Origin of the sequence: Pseudomonas helleri, from assembly GCF_009600315.1 — a bacterium.
GTDB classification, from domain to species: domain Bacteria; phylum Pseudomonadota; class Gammaproteobacteria; order Pseudomonadales; family Pseudomonadaceae; genus Aquipseudomonas; species Aquipseudomonas helleri_A.
Window position 1 is genome coordinate 1 of the sequence record NZ_WIWC01000037.1, and the last position, 16,136, is coordinate 16,136.

Sequence of the window (16,136 nt, forward strand, 5' to 3'; positions counted from 1 at the left end):
GCTCCACGACCTGGACTCGAACCAGGGACCCAATGATTAACAGTCATTTGCTCTACCAACTGAGCTATCGCGGAACTACATATTTCAATTTACAACATTACTGCTTTACAACTTTGCAGCACTCTTTGACTTCTTCGTATCGCTACGCTTGCGTCTCTGAGGCGGGCCATTTTACAACCTTTGAAACCCTTGTCAACCCTTATTTTTCGTTAGAAGACAATGATTTAGCTCTTCTAGCGGGCTTGCTGGTTTGGGCCAGTTTGCCGTTACGGGTGACTTACTGCGGGGCGCATCTTACAAGCGTTTTCCTTACAGATCAACACTCTAAGAAAAAAAAGGCCTCGCAAGGCGAGGCCTCTCTTAAAACACCGCCGCAGTGCCTTATGTGAAGACGATTTCGTCGTCTTTCACAGTGGCTACTACCGTGGTGCCCGGCATGAACTGACCCGAAAGAATCAGTTGTGCCAGCGGGTTTTCGATCCAGCGCTGGATCGCACGTTTCAGAGGACGTGCGCCATAAACAGGGTCGTAACCAACTGCAATAAGCTTGTCCAACGCTTCCTGACTCAACTCCAGGCTCAGGTCACGCTCAGCCAGACGACTACGCAGACGACCCAGCTGAATTTCAGCAATACCCGCAATCTGATCTCGGGCCAGAGGCTCGAAGATCACCACTTCGTCGATCCGGTTCACAAACTCCGGACGGAAGTGCGTGCTGACGGCATCCATCACCGCTGCCCGTTGCGCTTCGCGATCCCCTACCAGTTCCTGGATCTGAGCAGAGCCCAAGTTCGAGGTCATGACGATCACCGTGTTGCGGAAGTCCACAGTGCGGCCATGACTGTCAGTCAGGCGGCCGTCTTCAAGCACTTGCAGCAACACGTTAAACACATCCGGGTGAGCCTTCTCGACTTCGTCCAGCAGGATCACCGAGTAAGGCTTACGGCGTACCGCTTCAGTCAAGTAGCCGCCTTCTTCGTACCCGACATACCCTGGTGGCGCACCGATCAGTCGAGCCACAGAGTGTTTCTCCATGAACTCGGACATGTCGATCCGTACCATTGCCTCTTCTGTATCAAAGAGGAACTCGGCCAGTGCCTTGCACAATTCGGTTTTACCGACACCGGTTGGGCCCAGGAACATGAACGAGCCGCTTGGGCGGTTCGGGTCACTCAGCCCGGCGCGCGAACGGCGTACGGCGTTGGACACGGCCACCACGGCCTCGTCCTGACCAATCACGCGCTCATGCAGCAAGCTTTCCATCTTCATCAGCTTGTCGCGCTCGCCTTCGAGCATTTTGGACACAGGGATACCGGTCCACTTCGACACCACTTCAGCAATTTCTTCTTCGGTCACTTTGCTGCGCAGCAATTGATTCTCGGTTTTGCTGCTGTGCTCATCGACCATTTGCAGGCTGCGTTCCAGATCGGGAATGATCCCGTACTGCAACTCGGCCATACGGTTCAGGTTGCCGCTACGGCGTGCCACTTCCAGCTCTTGGCGCGCTTGCTCGATCTTTTGCTGGATCTGGGCAGAACCCTGCACTTCGGCTTTTTCCGAAGTCCAGATTTCTTCCAGGTCAGAATACTCACGCTCATGGCGTTCGATTTCTTCCTGCAATTTTTCGAGGCGTTTTTTCGCAGCCTCATCCTCTTCTTTCTTCAGCGCCTGAGCCTCAACTTTCAGTTGAATCAGGCGACGTTCAAGACGGTCCAGCACTTCTGGCTTGGAGTCGATCTCCATGCGAATACGGCTGGCCGCTTCGTCCATCAGGTCAATCGCCTTGTCAGGCAACTGCCGGTCGGTGATGTAACGATGGCTCAGTTTTACCGCCGCGATAATCGCGCCATCCGTGATCGCCACTTTGTGGTGAACTTCATAGCGCTCTTTCAAGCCACGCAAAATCGCGATGGTGTCTTCTTCGCTGGGCTCATCCACCAGTACTTTCTGGAAGCGACGCTCAAGAGCAGCGTCTTTCTCAATGTATTGGCGATACTCGTTGAGCGTGGTGGCACCGACACAGTGCAGCTCGCCTCGCGCCAGCGCTGGTTTGAGCATATTGCCCGCATCCATTGCGCCTTCGCCTTTACCGGCGCCGACCATGACATGCAGTTCGTCAATGAACAGGATGATTTGCCCTTCCTGTTTCGATAGCTCATTGAGTAAAGCTTTCAGACGCTCTTCGAACTCACCGCGGAACTTGGCACCCGCAATCAGCGCACCGATGTCCAGCGACAGCAGTCGCTTGCCTTTCAGGCCGTCAGGCACTTCACCATTGATGATGCGTTGGGCCAGACCCTCAGCAATCGCGGTTTTACCCACACCCGGCTCACCGATCAATACGGGGTTGTTTTTAGTCCGCCGTTGCAAGACTTGAATGGTGCGACGAATTTCATCATCACGACCAATCACTGGATCGAGCTTGCCTTCTTCGGCGCGCTTGGTCAGGTCAATGGTGTACTTGTCCAACGCCTGACGCGATTCTTCCGCGTTAGGATCATTGACCGCTTCACCCCCACGCAGGTTGTTGATGGCATTTTCCAGGGCTTTCTTGCTCACGCCCTGGCCCAGCAACAACTTGCCCAGCTTGCTGTTTTCGTCCATCGCAGCCAGCAACACGAGTTCGCTGGTGATGTACTGATCGCCTTTTTGCTGCGCCAGACGATCCGCCTGATTCAACAGACGCGCCAAGTCCTGCGACATGTTCACGTCGCCAGTAGGATTCTGGATTTTTGGCAGTTGATCGAGCTCTTTGGTCAGCTCTTTACGCAGGCTGTTTACATCAAAACCGACTTGCATCAGCAATGGTTTAATCGAGCCGCCTTGCTGTTCCAGCAGCGCCTGCATTAAATGAGCGGGCTCAATGGCTGGATGGTCAAGCCCTACCGCCAGGGATTGAGCATCGGACAACGCCAATTGTAATTTGCTGGTTAATCTATCTATACGCATTCGTCACCTTCCTTATGAGCAGGCCGGAGGGATGGAAACTCCTGAATGAAGAAACCTGCCAGATACCATAGTAGATGCGGGCGATTACGGAAGTTTCAAGCCAGACACAAATGACGCAGATCAGCTGGACGGTCTTTCGATCCAGACCAGCGATGCGAAACGGCCAGTACGGGGACTGCGCCGATAGGAGAAAAATCGCGGGTCGGTCACGGTGCAAAAACCGCCACCGTACACGGCTGTGATACCGCAACGGGCCAGACGCAAACGCGCCAGCTCATAGATATCCGCCATAAAGCGGCCCGGATTGACGCTCGGTACAAAGGCTGATTCGGCGTGGGGCATGTCTTGTAGAAAGACATCTCTGACCTCGCTTCCTACCTCAAACGCCTTGGGGCCAATGGCCGGGCCAAGCCAGACTAGCACTTCATGTGGCTCAACATTGAGGCTGCGGGCGGTGGCTTCAAGTACCCCGGCGGCCAATCCGCGCCAGCCGGCATGCGCGGCAGCGACACGGGTACCCGCCCGCGTGCAGAACAAGGCGGGCAGACAATCGGCCGTCATTACCGTACAGGCAATGCCGGGGGTGGAGGTCCAACTGGCGTCAGCCTCCAGCACTTTTTCGGGCGAAGCAGGTACAACGACAACCCCGTGAACCTGGCTAAGCCAAGCGGGCTGTACGTCAAAAATATGGGTGAGGCGTTGGCGATTGGCAGCAACGGCGAGGGGATCGTCGTCAACATGGTCGCCCAGATTGAAGCTGTCGAACGGCGCCAGACTGACGCCGCCCGCACGAGTGGTCACGCAGGCCCTGATGCCTGCCGGCGCTGGCCAGTCAGGAATCAGGAACGTATTCACCCGATGAATGCCTCGCGGTCTTGCTTAAGCAGCGTCAACAACCAGACAAAATCGTCCGGCAGTGGCGATTCCCAGCTCATGCGCTTACCGGTCGTCGGATGATCCAACTCAAGGAAACGCGCATGCAATGCCTGGCGCGGGAAGTTTTTCAACGACTCGACCATTGTCACGTTGGCTGCCGGGGGGATGCGGAAGCGACCACCGTAGGCAGGATCTCCGACCAACGGGAAATTGATGTGCGACATATGCACGCGAATCTGGTGCGTACGGCCGGTTTCCAGCTTGACCCGCACATGGGTGTGGGAACGGAAGCGCTCAAGCACACGGTAATGACTCACCGCCTGCTTGCCGCCTTCCATCACCGCCATGCGCTGGCGCTGCTGGCCGTGACGGCCGATGGGCGCGTCAATCTTGCCCCCGGCGGTGACGACACCGATAACGATGCACTCGTAGATACGACTGACACTGCGGCTCTGCAACTGGGTAACCAGTTGTGTCTGCGCCTGAATGGTCTTGGCGACCACCATAAGGCCCGTGGTGTCTTTGTCCAGGCGATGCACGATACCCGCACGTGGCACATTGATAATGTCCGGTACGTGATGCAGCAAAGCATTGAGCAAAGTGCCATCGGCATGCCCCGCAGCCGGGTGTACCACCAGACCCGCAGGCTTGTTGATGACCAGGATGTCATCGTCTTCGTAAACGATGTCCAGGGGGATGTCTTGAGCGACCCACTCACCCTGGGCTTCCTGCTCAGCAGTCAGCTCCAGGATGGCACCACCGTGAACAATGTCACGGGGCCGAACAACGGCTCCGTCCACAGTCAGGCGGCCGTCTTTGATCCAGGCGGAAAGGCGCGAGCGCGAGTGCTCAGCGAATAATTGTGCAGCGACTTGATCGAGGCGTTGGCCACCCAGTTCGGACGGCACCTCTTCGCGAAGTTGAATTTTCTCGGACATGCTCATCAGGACCGCGCCAAGCCTTTGGTTTCGGCTGCGCGCTTGTGGTTAAATACGGCGTCTTTTGCCCCGAGGCTTTTCACGGGGCGCTCATCATAACAGGACGGACCCGCCCAAGACAGCGGCCGTCATAGGGACGCAAGCCGCCATGCAAGTGAGACACCTGCTGCTGATCGCCATCCTCGCACTGACCGCCGCCTGCTCGTCGACCAAAGAAGTCGTGGACGACAACTTGAGCGAAGTCGAGCTGTACCAGCAGGCGCAGGCCGACCTGGATAACCACAGCTATACCAGTGCTACCGCCAAGCTGAAGGCTTTAGAGTCGCGCTATCCGTTCGGACGCTATGCCGATCAGGCTCAGCTCGAACTGATCTACGCCTACTATAAAAACTCCGAACCGGAAGCTGCAAAATCAGCTGCCGAACGGTTTATCCGCCTGCATCCACAGCATCCGAACGTCGATTATGCCTATTACCTTAAAGGCCTGACCTCGTTCGACCAGGACGTTGGCCTGCTGGCGCGCTTCCTGCCGCTGGACATGAGCAAGCGCGATCCGGGTGCAGCACGCGACTCCTATAACGAGTTCGCTCAGCTCACCAGCCGCTTCCCGGACAGCCGCTACGCACCCGACGCCAAGCAACGCATGATCTACCTGCGTAACCTGCTGGCCGCCTACGAAATTCACGTTGCCGACTACTACCTGACGCGTCAGGCCTATGTAGCCGCGGCTAACCGTGGACGCTATGTTGTAGAAAACTTCCAGGAAACCCCTTCGGTAGGTGACGGCCTGGCAGTGATGGTTGAGGCTTACCAGCGCATGCACCTCGATGAACTGGCCAACACCAGCCTCGAAGTGTTGAAAGACAACTACCCGAACCACCCAAGCCTGGTTGACGGTCAGTTTGTGCCTAAGGTGTCCGATTCGGATAACCGCTCGTGGCTGAGCAAGGCTACATTGGGCCTGATTGAATCGAGCACACCGCTGCCGCCGGGTGAAACCCGCGCCAACCTTGATATTCAGAAGCAATATCAGGATGCGAAGGATTCGATTCCTGCCGAACTGAAGCCAAAAGACGCTGACGGCAACGTGATCCCTGAGCCGGAAGCGGAAGGCAAAAGCCGTTCGTGGTTGAGCTACATGACCTTTGGTCTGTTTGACTGATCAATCCGCGCCACAAGAAAGAGCCCTTCGGGGCTCTTTTTTTTATCTGCGATTTGGCCCTGTGCGCCTGCTGAGTCCTTGGCTAAACTGACGCATCTTCTTTCTAATAGCGAATAACCATGTTTCGTCTACTGTTGTGGGCTGCACTGATTGCTGTGGGCGTGTGGTGCTGGCGTAAATACAAAGCGAGTATGGCTGCACCTAAAAAATCGGTTGATCCCGGCGCAATGCCGATGGTGCGTTGTGCCCACTGCGGCGTTCACTTACCCCGTGATCGCGCACTGAGCCAGCAGCAAGCGTGGTATTGCACCCAGAGTCACCTTGAGAAAGGCCCGAAATAAATTCAAAACCATCGCTACAGCTGCGGCTTCAGGTATTGCGCGCGAGGGCGCTTAAATCCGCCCCTGCGGGGCATACGGCCGCGGGTCGATGATTGGCTCTCGCCCCAACAGTAGATCGGCAAACAGATGGCAAGACGCCGGCGCCAAAACCAGGCCGTTACGGTAATGCCCGCAGTTAAGCCATAACCCTTCAAACCCCGCCACCCTGCCTATATACGGAATACCTTCTGGCGAACCCGGCCGCAGTCCGGCCCAATGCGCCACGGGCTGAGCATCTGCCAATGCGGGAATCAACTCAACCGCCGATGCTTTCAAACTTTCAAGGGCGCTTTGAGTTGGAGTTTTATCAAAGCCTTCATACTCCAGCGTGCTTCCGATCAAGATATGACCATCTCGGCGCGGGATCGCGTAACGTCCTTTTGCCAGTACCATGCTGGACAATAAGTCGGGCGCGCACTTGTACAAAATCATCTGGCCTTTGACAGGCTCCACTGGCAATTCAAGCCCCAGACTGCTCAGCAACTCGCCACTCCAGGCACCCGCCGCCAAGACCACCTGGTCACCCCGACGCTCCCCTTGGGCCGTCTTTACGCCCAGAATGTGCTCACCCTTGCGAATAAACCCCTCAACTTCGCAGTGTTCCTCAATCGTGACATTCGGCATTGCCTGCAACGCAGCCCTTAACGATTTAACCAGTCGCGGATTGCGAACATTGGCGACACCCGCCATATAAATAGCGCGCGAATAACCAGCGCCCAACACTGGCACTGCACGTTCAACATCTGAAATATCAACTGTACTCAAGGGCCGCCCTTGGCGCTTTGCCCATGCCAGCGCTTGAGCTTCATCTTCAAGGTCCAGCCAGTACAAGCCGGTGGTATGCACTTCAGGGTCCAGGCCCGTCTCAGCTAACAAGCGCCGTGCCAACTGGGGGTAAAAGTCTTGCGACCAATGAGCCAATGCGGTGACCGCAGTGTTATAGCGCCAAGGGTATAGCGGAGAAACAATGCCGCCACCGGCCCATGACGACTCTTGACCTACACCGCTACGGTCCAGCAATACGACGTGCTCAACCTGAGCCGCCAGATTAAATGCGGTCAGCAGTCCAATAACACCGCCTCCTACTATTACCACTCGTTGCTGCTTAGCCATCAATCCACTCAGCTCACATAAAAAATAAACGTTAGTGCCCCCAACACTGCTGCTCTGTCAGGTCCGGAGCGGCTTGGGCAATCGTCATCAAACCGGTGTGGGCCAATATGAAGTTGCCGCAGGCATCGTCTTCCATAGAGGCTCCTTCTCGTCGGGTCGCCGTCAACAGGAAGTCGTAATCGCCTAACGCATGAGTTATCCAGTAATGCTTATTGCCCACACTCAGATTTTCCGCACCTCTGTATACGCCATTTTTCGAGAAAAAACGCTCGAGACTTTGGGATTGTTCCCACAACAAAACCACGATTTGCGAGCGGTTAGCACGCGTCACCGAGTCGCTGTAAACCGGATACACGAACGCCCCCAGTAAGCCGACAATAGCGACCACGACCATGATTTCCATCAAGGTAAACCCTGCTCCATGCTTGCCCACAACCTGCTCTCCTATTGGATTTGACGCCACATCACACGCCTGAAGACAAGACTCGGGGGCTGCCCGGGTTCTGCACTCACCTGTTGATAACTCACCAATACGCTCTCCAGAACCGTACGTGACAACCCGCGCAACCCGATGCCAGTTACCCGATAAAAATGGCCGACAGTGATGCCCGGCAGGTTTGCCGGCATCACACCCTCCCCCAAACTCTGAATGCCAAAAAAGCCATCGGGGGTACGCTCCCACATCACCCGCGACACCGGATCAATACCGGGCGAGTCTTGAGTACGGGCTTCCTGAGGAGGAATGCATTGAACCGCCGAGGCGCACACGACCAAGCGCGACCATTGGGCTTGAACATGCGCCTCTCCCCTACGCAATGCGGTTTCTGCGGCTTGCAGTGACTGATGGGCGAAGAAGACGCTGCCAGCGATTTTTTGCTGCTGCCCCGCGCTGTGCAGGGCTGAAATGCCGAGCAAGCTCAGCATCAGTAAACATGTCAGACAAACCAGTAATGCCATGCCAGCCTGATGGCGTGAAATAGAAGTCATCAGCGGCCTAACCCAACCGATTACGCAGCGCGACAACGAGGTGGTAGACCTGATCTTTGACCTGCAATCCCGGATCTCGCAGGGCAAGAGTAAGGCGCACACTGCGAATAGTGCTCAAACGAGTTGGGTTGGTCTCATAACGTTGAACAGACTGATCACTGCCTGAACCGGAAACACCGAAGCTCATATCGAATGCGCTGACGTTATCCAGCAGTACTGCTTTATTCGCCCCAACTTTTAGCTGACTGCCTTCGAACCAATAAAAATTTTTACGCACCGCAAAAGCAGTCTCTCCGGGCGCCAAAACAGCCCGCGATCCCGGATAGGACTGTGCATAACTTTTACAGTCCGAGACCACTGTCCAATCGGGTTGTGAAGAGCGCAACCCGACATCCGCACTGATCAATGTCAGCGATCGCGAGCTTGCTGAGCCTTGCCAGGTGATGGGTATTTGAAACGCAGACGGTGCATCGATAATGTGCTCAGTGGCCAGACAACCAAACATGCCGGTCATGCGGATTTCCTGAGCGATTTTGCTCAAGACAAAACGCGCATCCTGCTGCGCTATTGCCGCAGCGTGCTGGGCTAGATAGGTATGCCGGGCACTCAAAAACATCTGAGTCACCGCTAAAACAACGAGCATTCCCAATGCCAGTGCGACCATTAATTCAATCAGTCCAAACCCTGCATGACGCAATTTCATAAAGCGGCTGCCAGTGTATCGATGGCAATCTGGCTGGTCAGGGTGAGGGTTTGCCGTGAGCCGATGTGCGAAGCCCTGCGGGCGTCACTCCACTCAAGTGTGATACTCACTTCGCGATCAGTGGCCGCAATCATGCCGGTCGCAGTCTCCCCGCCGAACTCGAGAATGTTGCGCTTGAAATCATTCAAATCCTGATTAACCACACCACTCGGTACTGCGCCGCCAGCGCTTGAATAGAGGTAATCAGCCTGCTGGTTCGCGCGCACCCGATCCAACATGCTGTACGCAATAAAGCTGGCCTGGGAAGTCATCAGCGCACTGTCTGTGTGTTTGAGGGCGCTGATCTGAACCGCCGCAGCCCCCAGCAAACCGCTGGATAAAATCAACGTCGCGACCATTACCTCAATCAAGGTCATTCCACATTGACGGTATTTGTGTGATCTAGCCATGCGCCCCATCCTTAAGCATTCACCGGGCGACACCTCCTGTGCCGTCAGAAATGAAGCCTAGCCTTGGAATTTGCGGCTACCTGTAGGAGAAGGCTGGCAAGGCTTACAGACTCCTCCTCAAGTGAATTCAAAAGCGTCTTAAACATGATGCAACGGTTGCCAGCCCGGGCCTTTTAACCCTGAGCTATACCTGAAAATACTCAACGAACAGCGCAAGGAGTGCGCCTGAAAACCAGTCCAGGGAGGACTTCGTGAACCAACAAGGTATGAGTCTGATTCAACTGCTATTCGTTCTGCTGATCGTCGCGCTAACCGCTCAATTTGCCAGTCCGGCTTATAACGCTCTGATTGAACAGCAACGCCAGCAAGTCGTTGCACAGCAGTTGGTGAGCAGCCTGCGCAACGCCCGCGTCGAGGCGCTGGTGCGTCATAACACGGTAGTGGTTCACGCATTAGGTGAAGATTGGAGCCGAGGCTGGCGGGTCATTCTGGATGTGAGTGGACGAGGACATCAGGACCCCAGCAATCCAGTGCTGACACACAGACAAGGCGACTCACGTATTCCGATTGCCGGCAACACACCGGTCAAGCATTACGTGCGGTTTAACCCGCTGGGTGAACCCTTGTTGAGTGGTGGGGCATTTCAGGCAGGAACGTTGCATATTTGCCACGCAAAAACAGCGCAGAGCCACTATCAAGTGGTGCTGGCAAAAACCGGGCGTATCAGCCTGCGCAACGATAAAGCCGCGCAGGCGTTATGTGCTTAAAGCAGCGAGCGAACGCGCAGTTCTTTGGGCATGGAGAAGGTGATGTTTTCTTCGCGACCCGCCAACTCATCCGCGCCGGTTGCGCCCCAGGCGTGCAATTGCTGGATCACGCCACGCACCAATACTTCAGGCGCAGAGGCACCGGCAGTAATGCCGATGTTTTGAACGCCGTCGAACCAGCTTTTTTGCAGGTCTTCAGCACCATCGATCAGGTAGGCCGGAGTCTTCATCCGTTCCGCCAGCTCACGCAGACGGTTGGAGTTGGAGCTGTTCGGGCTTCCCACTACCAGCACCACGTCACACTCGTCGGCCAGTTGCTTGACAGCATCCTGACGATTTTGGGTGGCGTAGCAGATGTCATCCTTGCGCGGGCCACCAATAGCCGGAAAGCGGGTGCGCAAAGCGTCGATCACTCGACTGGTGTCGTCCATCGATAAAGTGGTCTGTGTGACAAACGCCAGTTTTCCCGGGTTGTTCACTTGCAGGTTGGCGACGTCTTTCTCATCTTCAACCAGATAAATGGCGCCGCCATTACTGGCGTCGTACTGGCCCATGGTGCCCTCAACCTCCGGGTGACCGGCATGGCCGATCAGAATGCATTCGCGACCGTCGCGGCTGTAACGAGCCACTTCGATATGCACCTTGGTCACCAGCGGACAGGTGGCATCGAATACTTTCAGACCACGACCAGCGGCTTCGGTACGCACGGCCTGGGAAACACCGTGAGCACTGAAGATGACGATAACGTCGTCCGGAACCTGGTCCAGCTCTTCGACAAAGATCGCGCCACGGGAGCGCAGGTCTTCAACGACGAATTTGTTGTGCACCACTTCGTGGCGGACGTAGATAGGCGGACCGAAGACTTCGAGAGCGCGATTGACGATTTCAATCGCCCGGTCCACCCCAGCGCAAAAGCCACGGGGGTTGGCGAGTTTGATGTGCATGCTAGGCCTCGTGGGACGCGCAGAAAAATAATGCCTATCAGGCCCGGCTTTCGCCGGGCACTGAGTTACAGCGCTTTGACTTCGAAGATTTCCACGTCGAAGGTCAGGGTCTTACCTGCCAACGGGTGGTTGAAATCGATCGTCACTTGCTCATCATCAAAGGCTTTGACCACACCCGGCAACTCGGTGTTGGCGGCATCATTGAAGATAACCAGCAAACCTTCCGACAGCTCCATGTCGTTGAACTGGGAGCGCGCAATGATTTGTACGTTTTGCGGGTTAGGCTGGCCAAATGCGTTTTCCGGGAGGATTTCCAGGGTGCGCTTATCGCCAGCCTTAAAACCAAACAGAGCGGCTTCGAAGCCCGGCAACAGGCTACCGTCGCCGACCTTGAAAGTGGCAGGCGATTTGTCAAAGGTGCTGTCAACGGTGTCGCCATTTTCAAGACGCAAAGCGAAATGCAAAGTGACTTGCGTGTTCTGGCCAATACGTTGCTCAGTCATGAGCGGGTTCTCCGGACTTTTTACTTTTGAACATATCCAGCGCCAGCATCACGGCCCCTACACAAATCGCACTGTCGGCGAAGTTGAATGCAGGGAAGTACCAGCGATTTTGCCAATGCACCAGAATGAAATCGACGACATGTCCGTAGGCAATGCGGTCATACAGATTGCCCAGGGCGCCACCCAGAATCAGTGCAAGCGCGATGGCCAGCCACGTGTCATTGCGCCCAAGGCGTTTGAGCCACACCAACAGCACGGCGCTGACCACCACAGCAATCAAAGCAAACAGCCAACGCTGCCAGCCCGCACTTTCAGCCAGAAAGCTGAAAGCTGCACCCGTGTTGTAGGCCAGAGTCCAGCTGAACAGGTCCGGAATCACCACAATTTGCTGGTACATCTCCAGCGCGTTGTCGAAATAGACCTTGCTGGCCAGGTCAATGACCAGAACCAGCACAGTCAACCAGAGCCAGCCCAGGCGCCCGAAGCGCCCGGCAGTGCTGGTGTTAGGCATAGTGACGTACCTCGCCGGCGCCGCTGATGTTATCAACGCAACGACCACAGATTTCCGGATGCTCCGGGTTAACGCCCACGTCTTCACGGCAATGCCAGCAGCGCGCGCACTTGGCGTGTGCAGACTTGACCACTTTGAGCTTGAGGCCCGGAACTTCGGTAACCACTGCGTCGGCAGGTGCCAGTGCAAACGGAGCAACACTGGCAGTGGAGGTGATCAGTACAAAACGCAGCTCATTGCTGAGTTTGGACAGGTCAGCCGCCAGGTCATCTTCGGCAAACAGGGTGACTTCAGCCTGCAAGTTGCCGCCAATGGCTTTGGCCGCGCGCAGGTTTTCCATCTCTTTGTTGACCGCAACCTTGACCGCCATGATCCGCTCCCAGTAGGCACGGTCCAGCTCGGTGCCTTCCGGCAATTCGCTCAGGCCTTCGTACCACGTGTTCAGCATGACCGACTCGTTACGCTCACCCGGAAGGTATTGCCACAGCTCGTCGGCAGTGAACGCGAGGATCGGTGCGATCCAGCGAACCAATGCTTCGGAGATGTGGAACAGCGCGGTCTGGCACGAACGGCGAGCCTTGCTGTTGGCGCCGGTGGTGTACTGGCGGTCCTTGATGATGTCGAGGTAGAAGCCGCCCAGCTCCTGCACGCAGAAGTTGTGCACCTTGGAGTACACGTTCCAGAAACGGTATTCGCCGTAATGCAGCTCCAGCTCACGTTGCAGCAGCAATGCACGATCCACCGCCCAACGATCCAGTGCCAGCATTTCTTCGGCAGGCAGGATGTCCGTGGCCGGGTTGAAGCCGGTCAGGTTGGAGAGCAGGAAGCGCGCGGTGTTACGGATACGGCGGTAAGCGTCGGCACTGCGTTGCAGGATCTGGTCGGAAACTGCGATTTCGCCCGAGTAGTCGGTCGAAGCTACCCACAGGCGCATGATGTCGGCGCCCAAGGTGTCATTGACCTTTTGCGGCGCAATGACGTTGCCCAAGGACTTGGACATTTTGCGGCCCGCTTCGTCCACGGTGAAACCGTGGGTCAGCAACTCGCGATACGGTGCGTGGTTGTCGATGGCACAGCCAGTCAGCAACGACGAGTGGAACCAGCCGCGATGCTGGTCGGAACCTTCAAGGTACAGGTCGGCACGCGGGCCGGTCTCATGACCCATTGGGTGCGAACCGCGCAGTACGTGCCAGTGCGTGGTGCCCGAATCGAACCAGACGTCCAGTGTGTCGCTGATTTTGTCGTACAGCGGCGCTTCGTCGCCCAGCAGCTCAGCGGCATCCAGCTTGAACCACGCCTCGATGCCTTCAACTTCAACGCGTTTGGCCACTTCTTCCATCATTTCGACGGTACGCGGGTGCAGCTCACCGCTTTCCTTGTTCAGGAAGAACGGGATCGGCACGCCCCAGTTACGTTGACGCGAGATACACCAGTCCGGACGGTTGGCGATCATCGAGTGCAGGCGAGCCTGCCCCCAGGCCGGAACGAACTGAGTGTCTTCGATGGCCTGAAGTGCGCGGGTACGCAGGGTATCGCCTTCGACGGGTTCTTTGTCCATGCCGATAAACCACTGTGCAGTAGCACGGTAGATCAGCGGCGTCTTGTGGCGCCAGCAGTGCATGTAGCTGTGGCTGATGGTCTCGGTGAACATCAGCGAACCGACTTCGATCAGCTTGTCGATGATGTTCTGGTTGGCCTTCCAGATGAACTGGCCACCGAAGAATTCCAGCGACGGCACATAAACACCGTTACTTTGCACCGGGTTGATGATGTCGTCGTTGACCATGCCATAGGCTTTGCAGGTCACGAAGTCGTCTACGCCGTAAGCTGGTGCGGAGTGAACCACACCTGTGCCCGCGCCCAGTTCAACGTAGTCGGCCAGGTAAACAGGCGACAGACGGTCGTAGAACGGGTGACGGAAGTTGATCAGCTCAAGCGCTGTACCGGTGGTGGTCGCGATGACCGAACCTTGCAGGTTGTAACGGGCCAGACTCGACTCGACCAGTTCTTCAGCCAGCACCAGCAGTTTGTCGCCCACGTCGACCAGCGCGTAGGTGAACTCAGGATGCACGTTAAGGGCCTGGTTGGCCGGGATGGTCCACGGGGTGGTGGTCCAGATCACGATCGAGGTCGGCTTGCTCAAGGCAGCCAGACCGAAGGCTTCGGCCAGTTTGCCTTCATCGGCAACCGGGAAGGCAACGTCGATGGCAGCGGATTTTTTGTCTTGATATTCAACTTCAGCTTCAGCCAGTGCCGAGCCGCAGTCGAAACACCAGTTCACCGGCTTGAGGCCTTTGAACACGAAGCCGCCTTTGACGATTTCGGCCAAGGCTCGAATTTCACCGGCTTCGTTTTTGAAGTCCATGGTTTTGTACGGGTTGGCGAAATCGCCCAGCACACCCAGACGGATGAACTCGGATTTCTGGCCTTCAATCTGCTCGGTCGCGTACGCACGGCACAGTTCGCGGGTTTTGTCCGCGCTCAGGTTTTTACCGTGGGTCACTTCAACCTTGTGCTCGATCGGCAGGCCGTGGCAGTCCCAGCCCGGCACGTACGGCGCGTCAAAACCCGACAGGGTCTTGGAGCGGATGATCATGTCCTTGAGGATCTTGTTCAGCGCATGACCGATGTGAATCGTGCCGTTGGCGTAGGGAGGACCGTCGTGAAGTACGAACTTCGGACGATCCTTGCCAATCTCGCGCAACTTCCCGTACAGGCCAATGCTGTCCCAGCGCTGCAAAATTTGCGGTTCGCGCTGTGGCAGGCCGGCCTTCATTGGGAAGGCTGTGTCCGGAAGGTTTAGCGTGGCTTTGTAGTCGGTCATTTCAGGCTCTTTTTAAGCGGTTGACCCAGCCAGAAGGCTCGGGCGGCGGCGACGTCCGCATTGATCGCCGTCTTGAGCGCCTCAAGGGAGGCGAAACGCTGCTCATCACGCAGCTTGTGGTGGAATGCCACGGTCAATCGTCGGCCATACACATCACCGGCGAAATCCAATAGATGTACTTCGAGATGGGCGTTGCCATCCCCTGCTACGGTCGGTCTGACGCCAATATTGGCGACACCCGGCCAGGTTTTTCCGTCGATTTCAACGCTGACCACATAAACACCGGTCAACGGAGCGCGACGACGCTTGAGCTGGATATTGGCGGTCGGGGTGCCCAGTTGGCGCGCCAGTTTCTGACCGTGCAAAACCCGGCCCTCAATGGTGAAGGGGCGCCCCAGCAACCGTTCTGCGAGGCTGAAATCAGCGCTGGCCAAGGCGTCTCGCACCTTGGTACTGCTGATTCGTACGCCATCGAGCTCAACGGTTTGCGCTGCTTCCACGGTAAATTTCTGCATCAGCCCTGCTTGTTGCAGGAAGTCGAAATCGCCCACCCGGTCACAGCCAAAGCGGAAATCGTCGCCGACTTCCAGATGCTGTACACCCAGGCCATCCACCAGAATGGTATCGACAAATTCGGCGGCGCTGAGCTTGCACAGGCGCTGATTGAAGGCCAGGCACAAGACCCGATCAACCCCGGCGTCGGCCAACAACTGCAGCTTGTCACGCAGGCGTGCCAGACGGGCCGGGGCCGTTTCAGGGGCAAAGAACTCGCGCGGCTGCGGCTCAAAAATCACCACGCAGCTGGGCACGCCCAACTCCAGTGCACGCTCACGCAGTCGCTCCAGGATAGCCTGGTGACCACGGTGTACACCGTCAAAGTTGCCAATAGTGGCGACACAGCCCCGATGCTGGGGCCGCAAATTGTGTAGGCCTAGAACCAGCTGCATAACGCGCTTCTTGCTCATAAAGTGGCCGATTATAACCACACCCGGCCCGCTACGACAGGCAACTGCACACGGCAAATCGGGTG

General features: G+C 56.5%; 16 protein-coding genes and 1 tRNA gene. 3 read left to right on the forward strand and 14 right to left on the reverse strand.

The window, feature by feature from the left end; all coding sequences use genetic code 11:
* Position 1: 1 nt before the first annotated feature.
* The 4 genes from GHN86_RS18235 to rluD all read right to left on the reverse strand — a co-directional run bounded on the left by GHN86_RS18235 (position 2) and on the right by rluD (position 4,763).
* Positions 2-74, reverse strand: a tRNA-Asn gene (locus GHN86_RS18235).
* 307 nt (positions 75-381) lie between these two features.
* Positions 382-2,949, reverse strand: a complete 2,568-nt coding sequence (gene clpB, locus GHN86_RS18240) for an ATP-dependent chaperone ClpB (RefSeq protein ID WP_153379912.1) — start codon at positions 2,947-2,949, stop codon at positions 382-384.
* Positions 2,950-3,069: 120 nt separating this feature from the next.
* A complete protein-coding gene (pgeF, locus tag GHN86_RS18245; protein ID WP_323369401.1) occupies positions 3,070-3,804 on the reverse strand; it encodes a peptidoglycan editing factor PgeF in 735 nt (244 codons plus the stop codon).
* Positions 3,801-4,763, reverse strand: coding sequence for a 23S rRNA pseudouridine(1911/1915/1917) synthase RluD (gene rluD, locus GHN86_RS18250; protein WP_153379909.1), 963 nt, complete (start codon positions 4,761-4,763; stop codon positions 3,801-3,803). Before rluD ends, pgeF begins: the two co-directional genes overlap by 4 nt.
* A 148-nt stretch (positions 4,764-4,911) precedes the next feature.
* On the opposite strand from rluD, the gene GHN86_RS18255 reads away from it, so the two are divergent.
* Both GHN86_RS18255 and GHN86_RS18260 read left to right on the forward strand, forming a co-directional pair.
* A complete protein-coding gene (locus GHN86_RS18255) occupies positions 4,912-5,925 on the forward strand; it encodes an outer membrane protein assembly factor BamD (RefSeq protein ID WP_153379907.1) in 1,014 nt (337 codons plus the stop codon).
* A gap of 119 nt (positions 5,926-6,044) precedes the next feature.
* Positions 6,045-6,266 (forward strand): PP0621 family protein, encoded by a 222-nt coding sequence (locus GHN86_RS18260; protein ID WP_153379905.1) that lies wholly within the window; start codon positions 6,045-6,047, stop codon positions 6,264-6,266.
* 51 nt (positions 6,267-6,317) lie between these two features.
* Here the strand turns inward: GHN86_RS18260 and thiO are convergent, their stop codons facing one another.
* From thiO to pilV, 5 genes are read right to left on the reverse strand one after another with little or no spacing between them, the layout of a single operon-like run.
* Complete coding sequence (thiO, locus tag GHN86_RS18265; RefSeq protein ID WP_153379903.1) at positions 6,318-7,418, reverse strand: glycine oxidase ThiO; 1,101 nt, start codon at positions 7,416-7,418, stop codon at positions 6,318-6,320.
* A 31-nt stretch (positions 7,419-7,449) separates the two neighbouring features.
* A complete protein-coding gene (locus tag GHN86_RS18270; RefSeq protein ID WP_323369400.1) occupies positions 7,450-7,851 on the reverse strand; it encodes a type IV pilin protein in 402 nt (133 codons plus the stop codon).
* A gap of 11 nt (positions 7,852-7,862) precedes the next feature.
* Complete coding sequence (locus GHN86_RS18275) at positions 7,863-8,405, reverse strand: pilus assembly PilX family protein (protein ID WP_153379901.1); 543 nt, start codon at positions 8,403-8,405, stop codon at positions 7,863-7,865.
* Between the two features lie 7 nt (positions 8,406-8,412).
* Positions 8,413-9,108, reverse strand: a complete 696-nt coding sequence (locus GHN86_RS18280) for a PilW family protein (RefSeq protein ID WP_153379899.1) — start codon at positions 9,106-9,108, stop codon at positions 8,413-8,415.
* Complete coding sequence (gene pilV, locus GHN86_RS18285) at positions 9,105-9,557, reverse strand: type IV pilus modification protein PilV (RefSeq protein ID WP_397462751.1); 453 nt, start codon at positions 9,555-9,557, stop codon at positions 9,105-9,107. The genes GHN86_RS18280 and pilV overlap by 4 nt, the downstream gene beginning before the upstream one ends.
* Before the next feature lie 251 nt (positions 9,558-9,808).
* Between pilV and GHN86_RS18290 the strand changes: the two genes are divergently transcribed.
* Positions 9,809-10,324 carry a GspH/FimT family pseudopilin gene (locus GHN86_RS18290; RefSeq protein ID WP_323369399.1) on the forward strand — a complete coding sequence of 172 codons (516 nt, stop codon included), beginning with the start codon at positions 9,809-9,811 and terminating at the stop codon, positions 10,322-10,324.
* On the opposite strand, the gene ispH is transcribed toward GHN86_RS18290, so the two are convergent.
* From ispH to ribF, 5 genes are all read right to left on the reverse strand, one after another.
* Positions 10,321-11,268, reverse strand: coding sequence for a 4-hydroxy-3-methylbut-2-enyl diphosphate reductase (gene ispH, locus GHN86_RS18295; protein WP_153379895.1), 948 nt, complete (start codon positions 11,266-11,268; stop codon positions 10,321-10,323). The genes GHN86_RS18290 and ispH overlap by 4 nt on opposite strands.
* Positions 11,269-11,333: 65 nt before the next feature.
* Positions 11,334-11,771, reverse strand: coding sequence for an FKBP-type peptidyl-prolyl cis-trans isomerase (gene fkpB, locus GHN86_RS18300; protein WP_153379893.1), 438 nt, complete (start codon positions 11,769-11,771; stop codon positions 11,334-11,336).
* Positions 11,764-12,282: a signal peptidase II gene (lspA, locus tag GHN86_RS18305; protein ID WP_153379891.1), complete on the reverse strand. Its 519-nt coding sequence runs from the start codon at positions 12,280-12,282 to the stop codon at positions 11,764-11,766. The genes fkpB and lspA overlap by 8 nt, the downstream gene beginning before the upstream one ends.
* Positions 12,275-15,106: an isoleucine--tRNA ligase gene (gene ileS / locus GHN86_RS18310; protein ID WP_153379889.1), complete on the reverse strand. Its 2,832-nt coding sequence runs from the start codon at positions 15,104-15,106 to the stop codon at positions 12,275-12,277. The genes lspA and ileS overlap by 8 nt, the downstream gene beginning before the upstream one ends.
* Positions 15,103-16,053, reverse strand: a complete 951-nt coding sequence (ribF, locus tag GHN86_RS18315) for a bifunctional riboflavin kinase/FAD synthetase (protein WP_153379887.1) — start codon at positions 16,051-16,053, stop codon at positions 15,103-15,105. The genes ileS and ribF overlap by 4 nt, the downstream gene beginning before the upstream one ends.
* Positions 16,054-16,136 lie beyond the last annotated feature (83 nt).

What these genes read in the sequence shown, in the direction of transcription:
- thiO (WP_153379903.1), bottom strand. Translation starts at nt 7,418, where the DNA reads ATGGCTAAGCAGCAACGAGTGGTAATAGTAGGAGGCGGTGTTATTGGA.
- ispH (WP_153379895.1), bottom strand. Translation starts at nt 11,268, where the DNA reads ATGCACATCAAACTCGCCAACCCCCGTGGCTTTTGCGCTGGGGTGGAC.
- ileS (WP_153379889.1), bottom strand. Translation starts at nt 15,106, where the DNA reads ATGACCGACTACAAAGCCACGCTAAACCTTCCGGACACAGCCTTCCCA.
- ribF (WP_153379887.1), bottom strand. Translation starts at nt 16,053, where the DNA reads ATGCAGCTGGTTCTAGGCCTACACAATTTGCGGCCCCAGCATCGGGGC.
- fkpB (WP_153379893.1), bottom strand. Translation starts at nt 11,771, where the DNA reads ATGACTGAGCAACGTATTGGCCAGAACACGCAAGTCACTTTGCATTTC.
- lspA (WP_153379891.1), bottom strand. Translation starts at nt 12,282, where the DNA reads ATGCCTAACACCAGCACTGCCGGGCGCTTCGGGCGCCTGGGCTGGCTC.
- GHN86_RS18255 (WP_153379907.1), top strand. Translation starts at nt 4,912, where the DNA reads ATGCAAGTGAGACACCTGCTGCTGATCGCCATCCTCGCACTGACCGCC.
- clpB (WP_153379912.1), bottom strand. Translation starts at nt 2,949, where the DNA reads ATGCGTATAGATAGATTAACCAGCAAATTACAATTGGCGTTGTCCGAT.
- GHN86_RS18260 (WP_153379905.1), top strand. Translation starts at nt 6,045, where the DNA reads ATGTTTCGTCTACTGTTGTGGGCTGCACTGATTGCTGTGGGCGTGTGG.
- rluD (WP_153379909.1), bottom strand. Translation starts at nt 4,763, where the DNA reads ATGTCCGAGAAAATTCAACTTCGCGAAGAGGTGCCGTCCGAACTGGGT.
- pilV (WP_397462751.1), bottom strand. Translation starts at nt 9,557, where the DNA reads ATGGCTAGATCACACAAATACCGTCAATGTGGAATGACCTTGATTGAG.
- GHN86_RS18280 (WP_153379899.1), bottom strand. Translation starts at nt 9,108, where the DNA reads ATGAAATTGCGTCATGCAGGGTTTGGACTGATTGAATTAATGGTCGCA.
- GHN86_RS18275 (WP_153379901.1), bottom strand. Translation starts at nt 8,405, where the DNA reads ATGACTTCTATTTCACGCCATCAGGCTGGCATGGCATTACTGGTTTGT.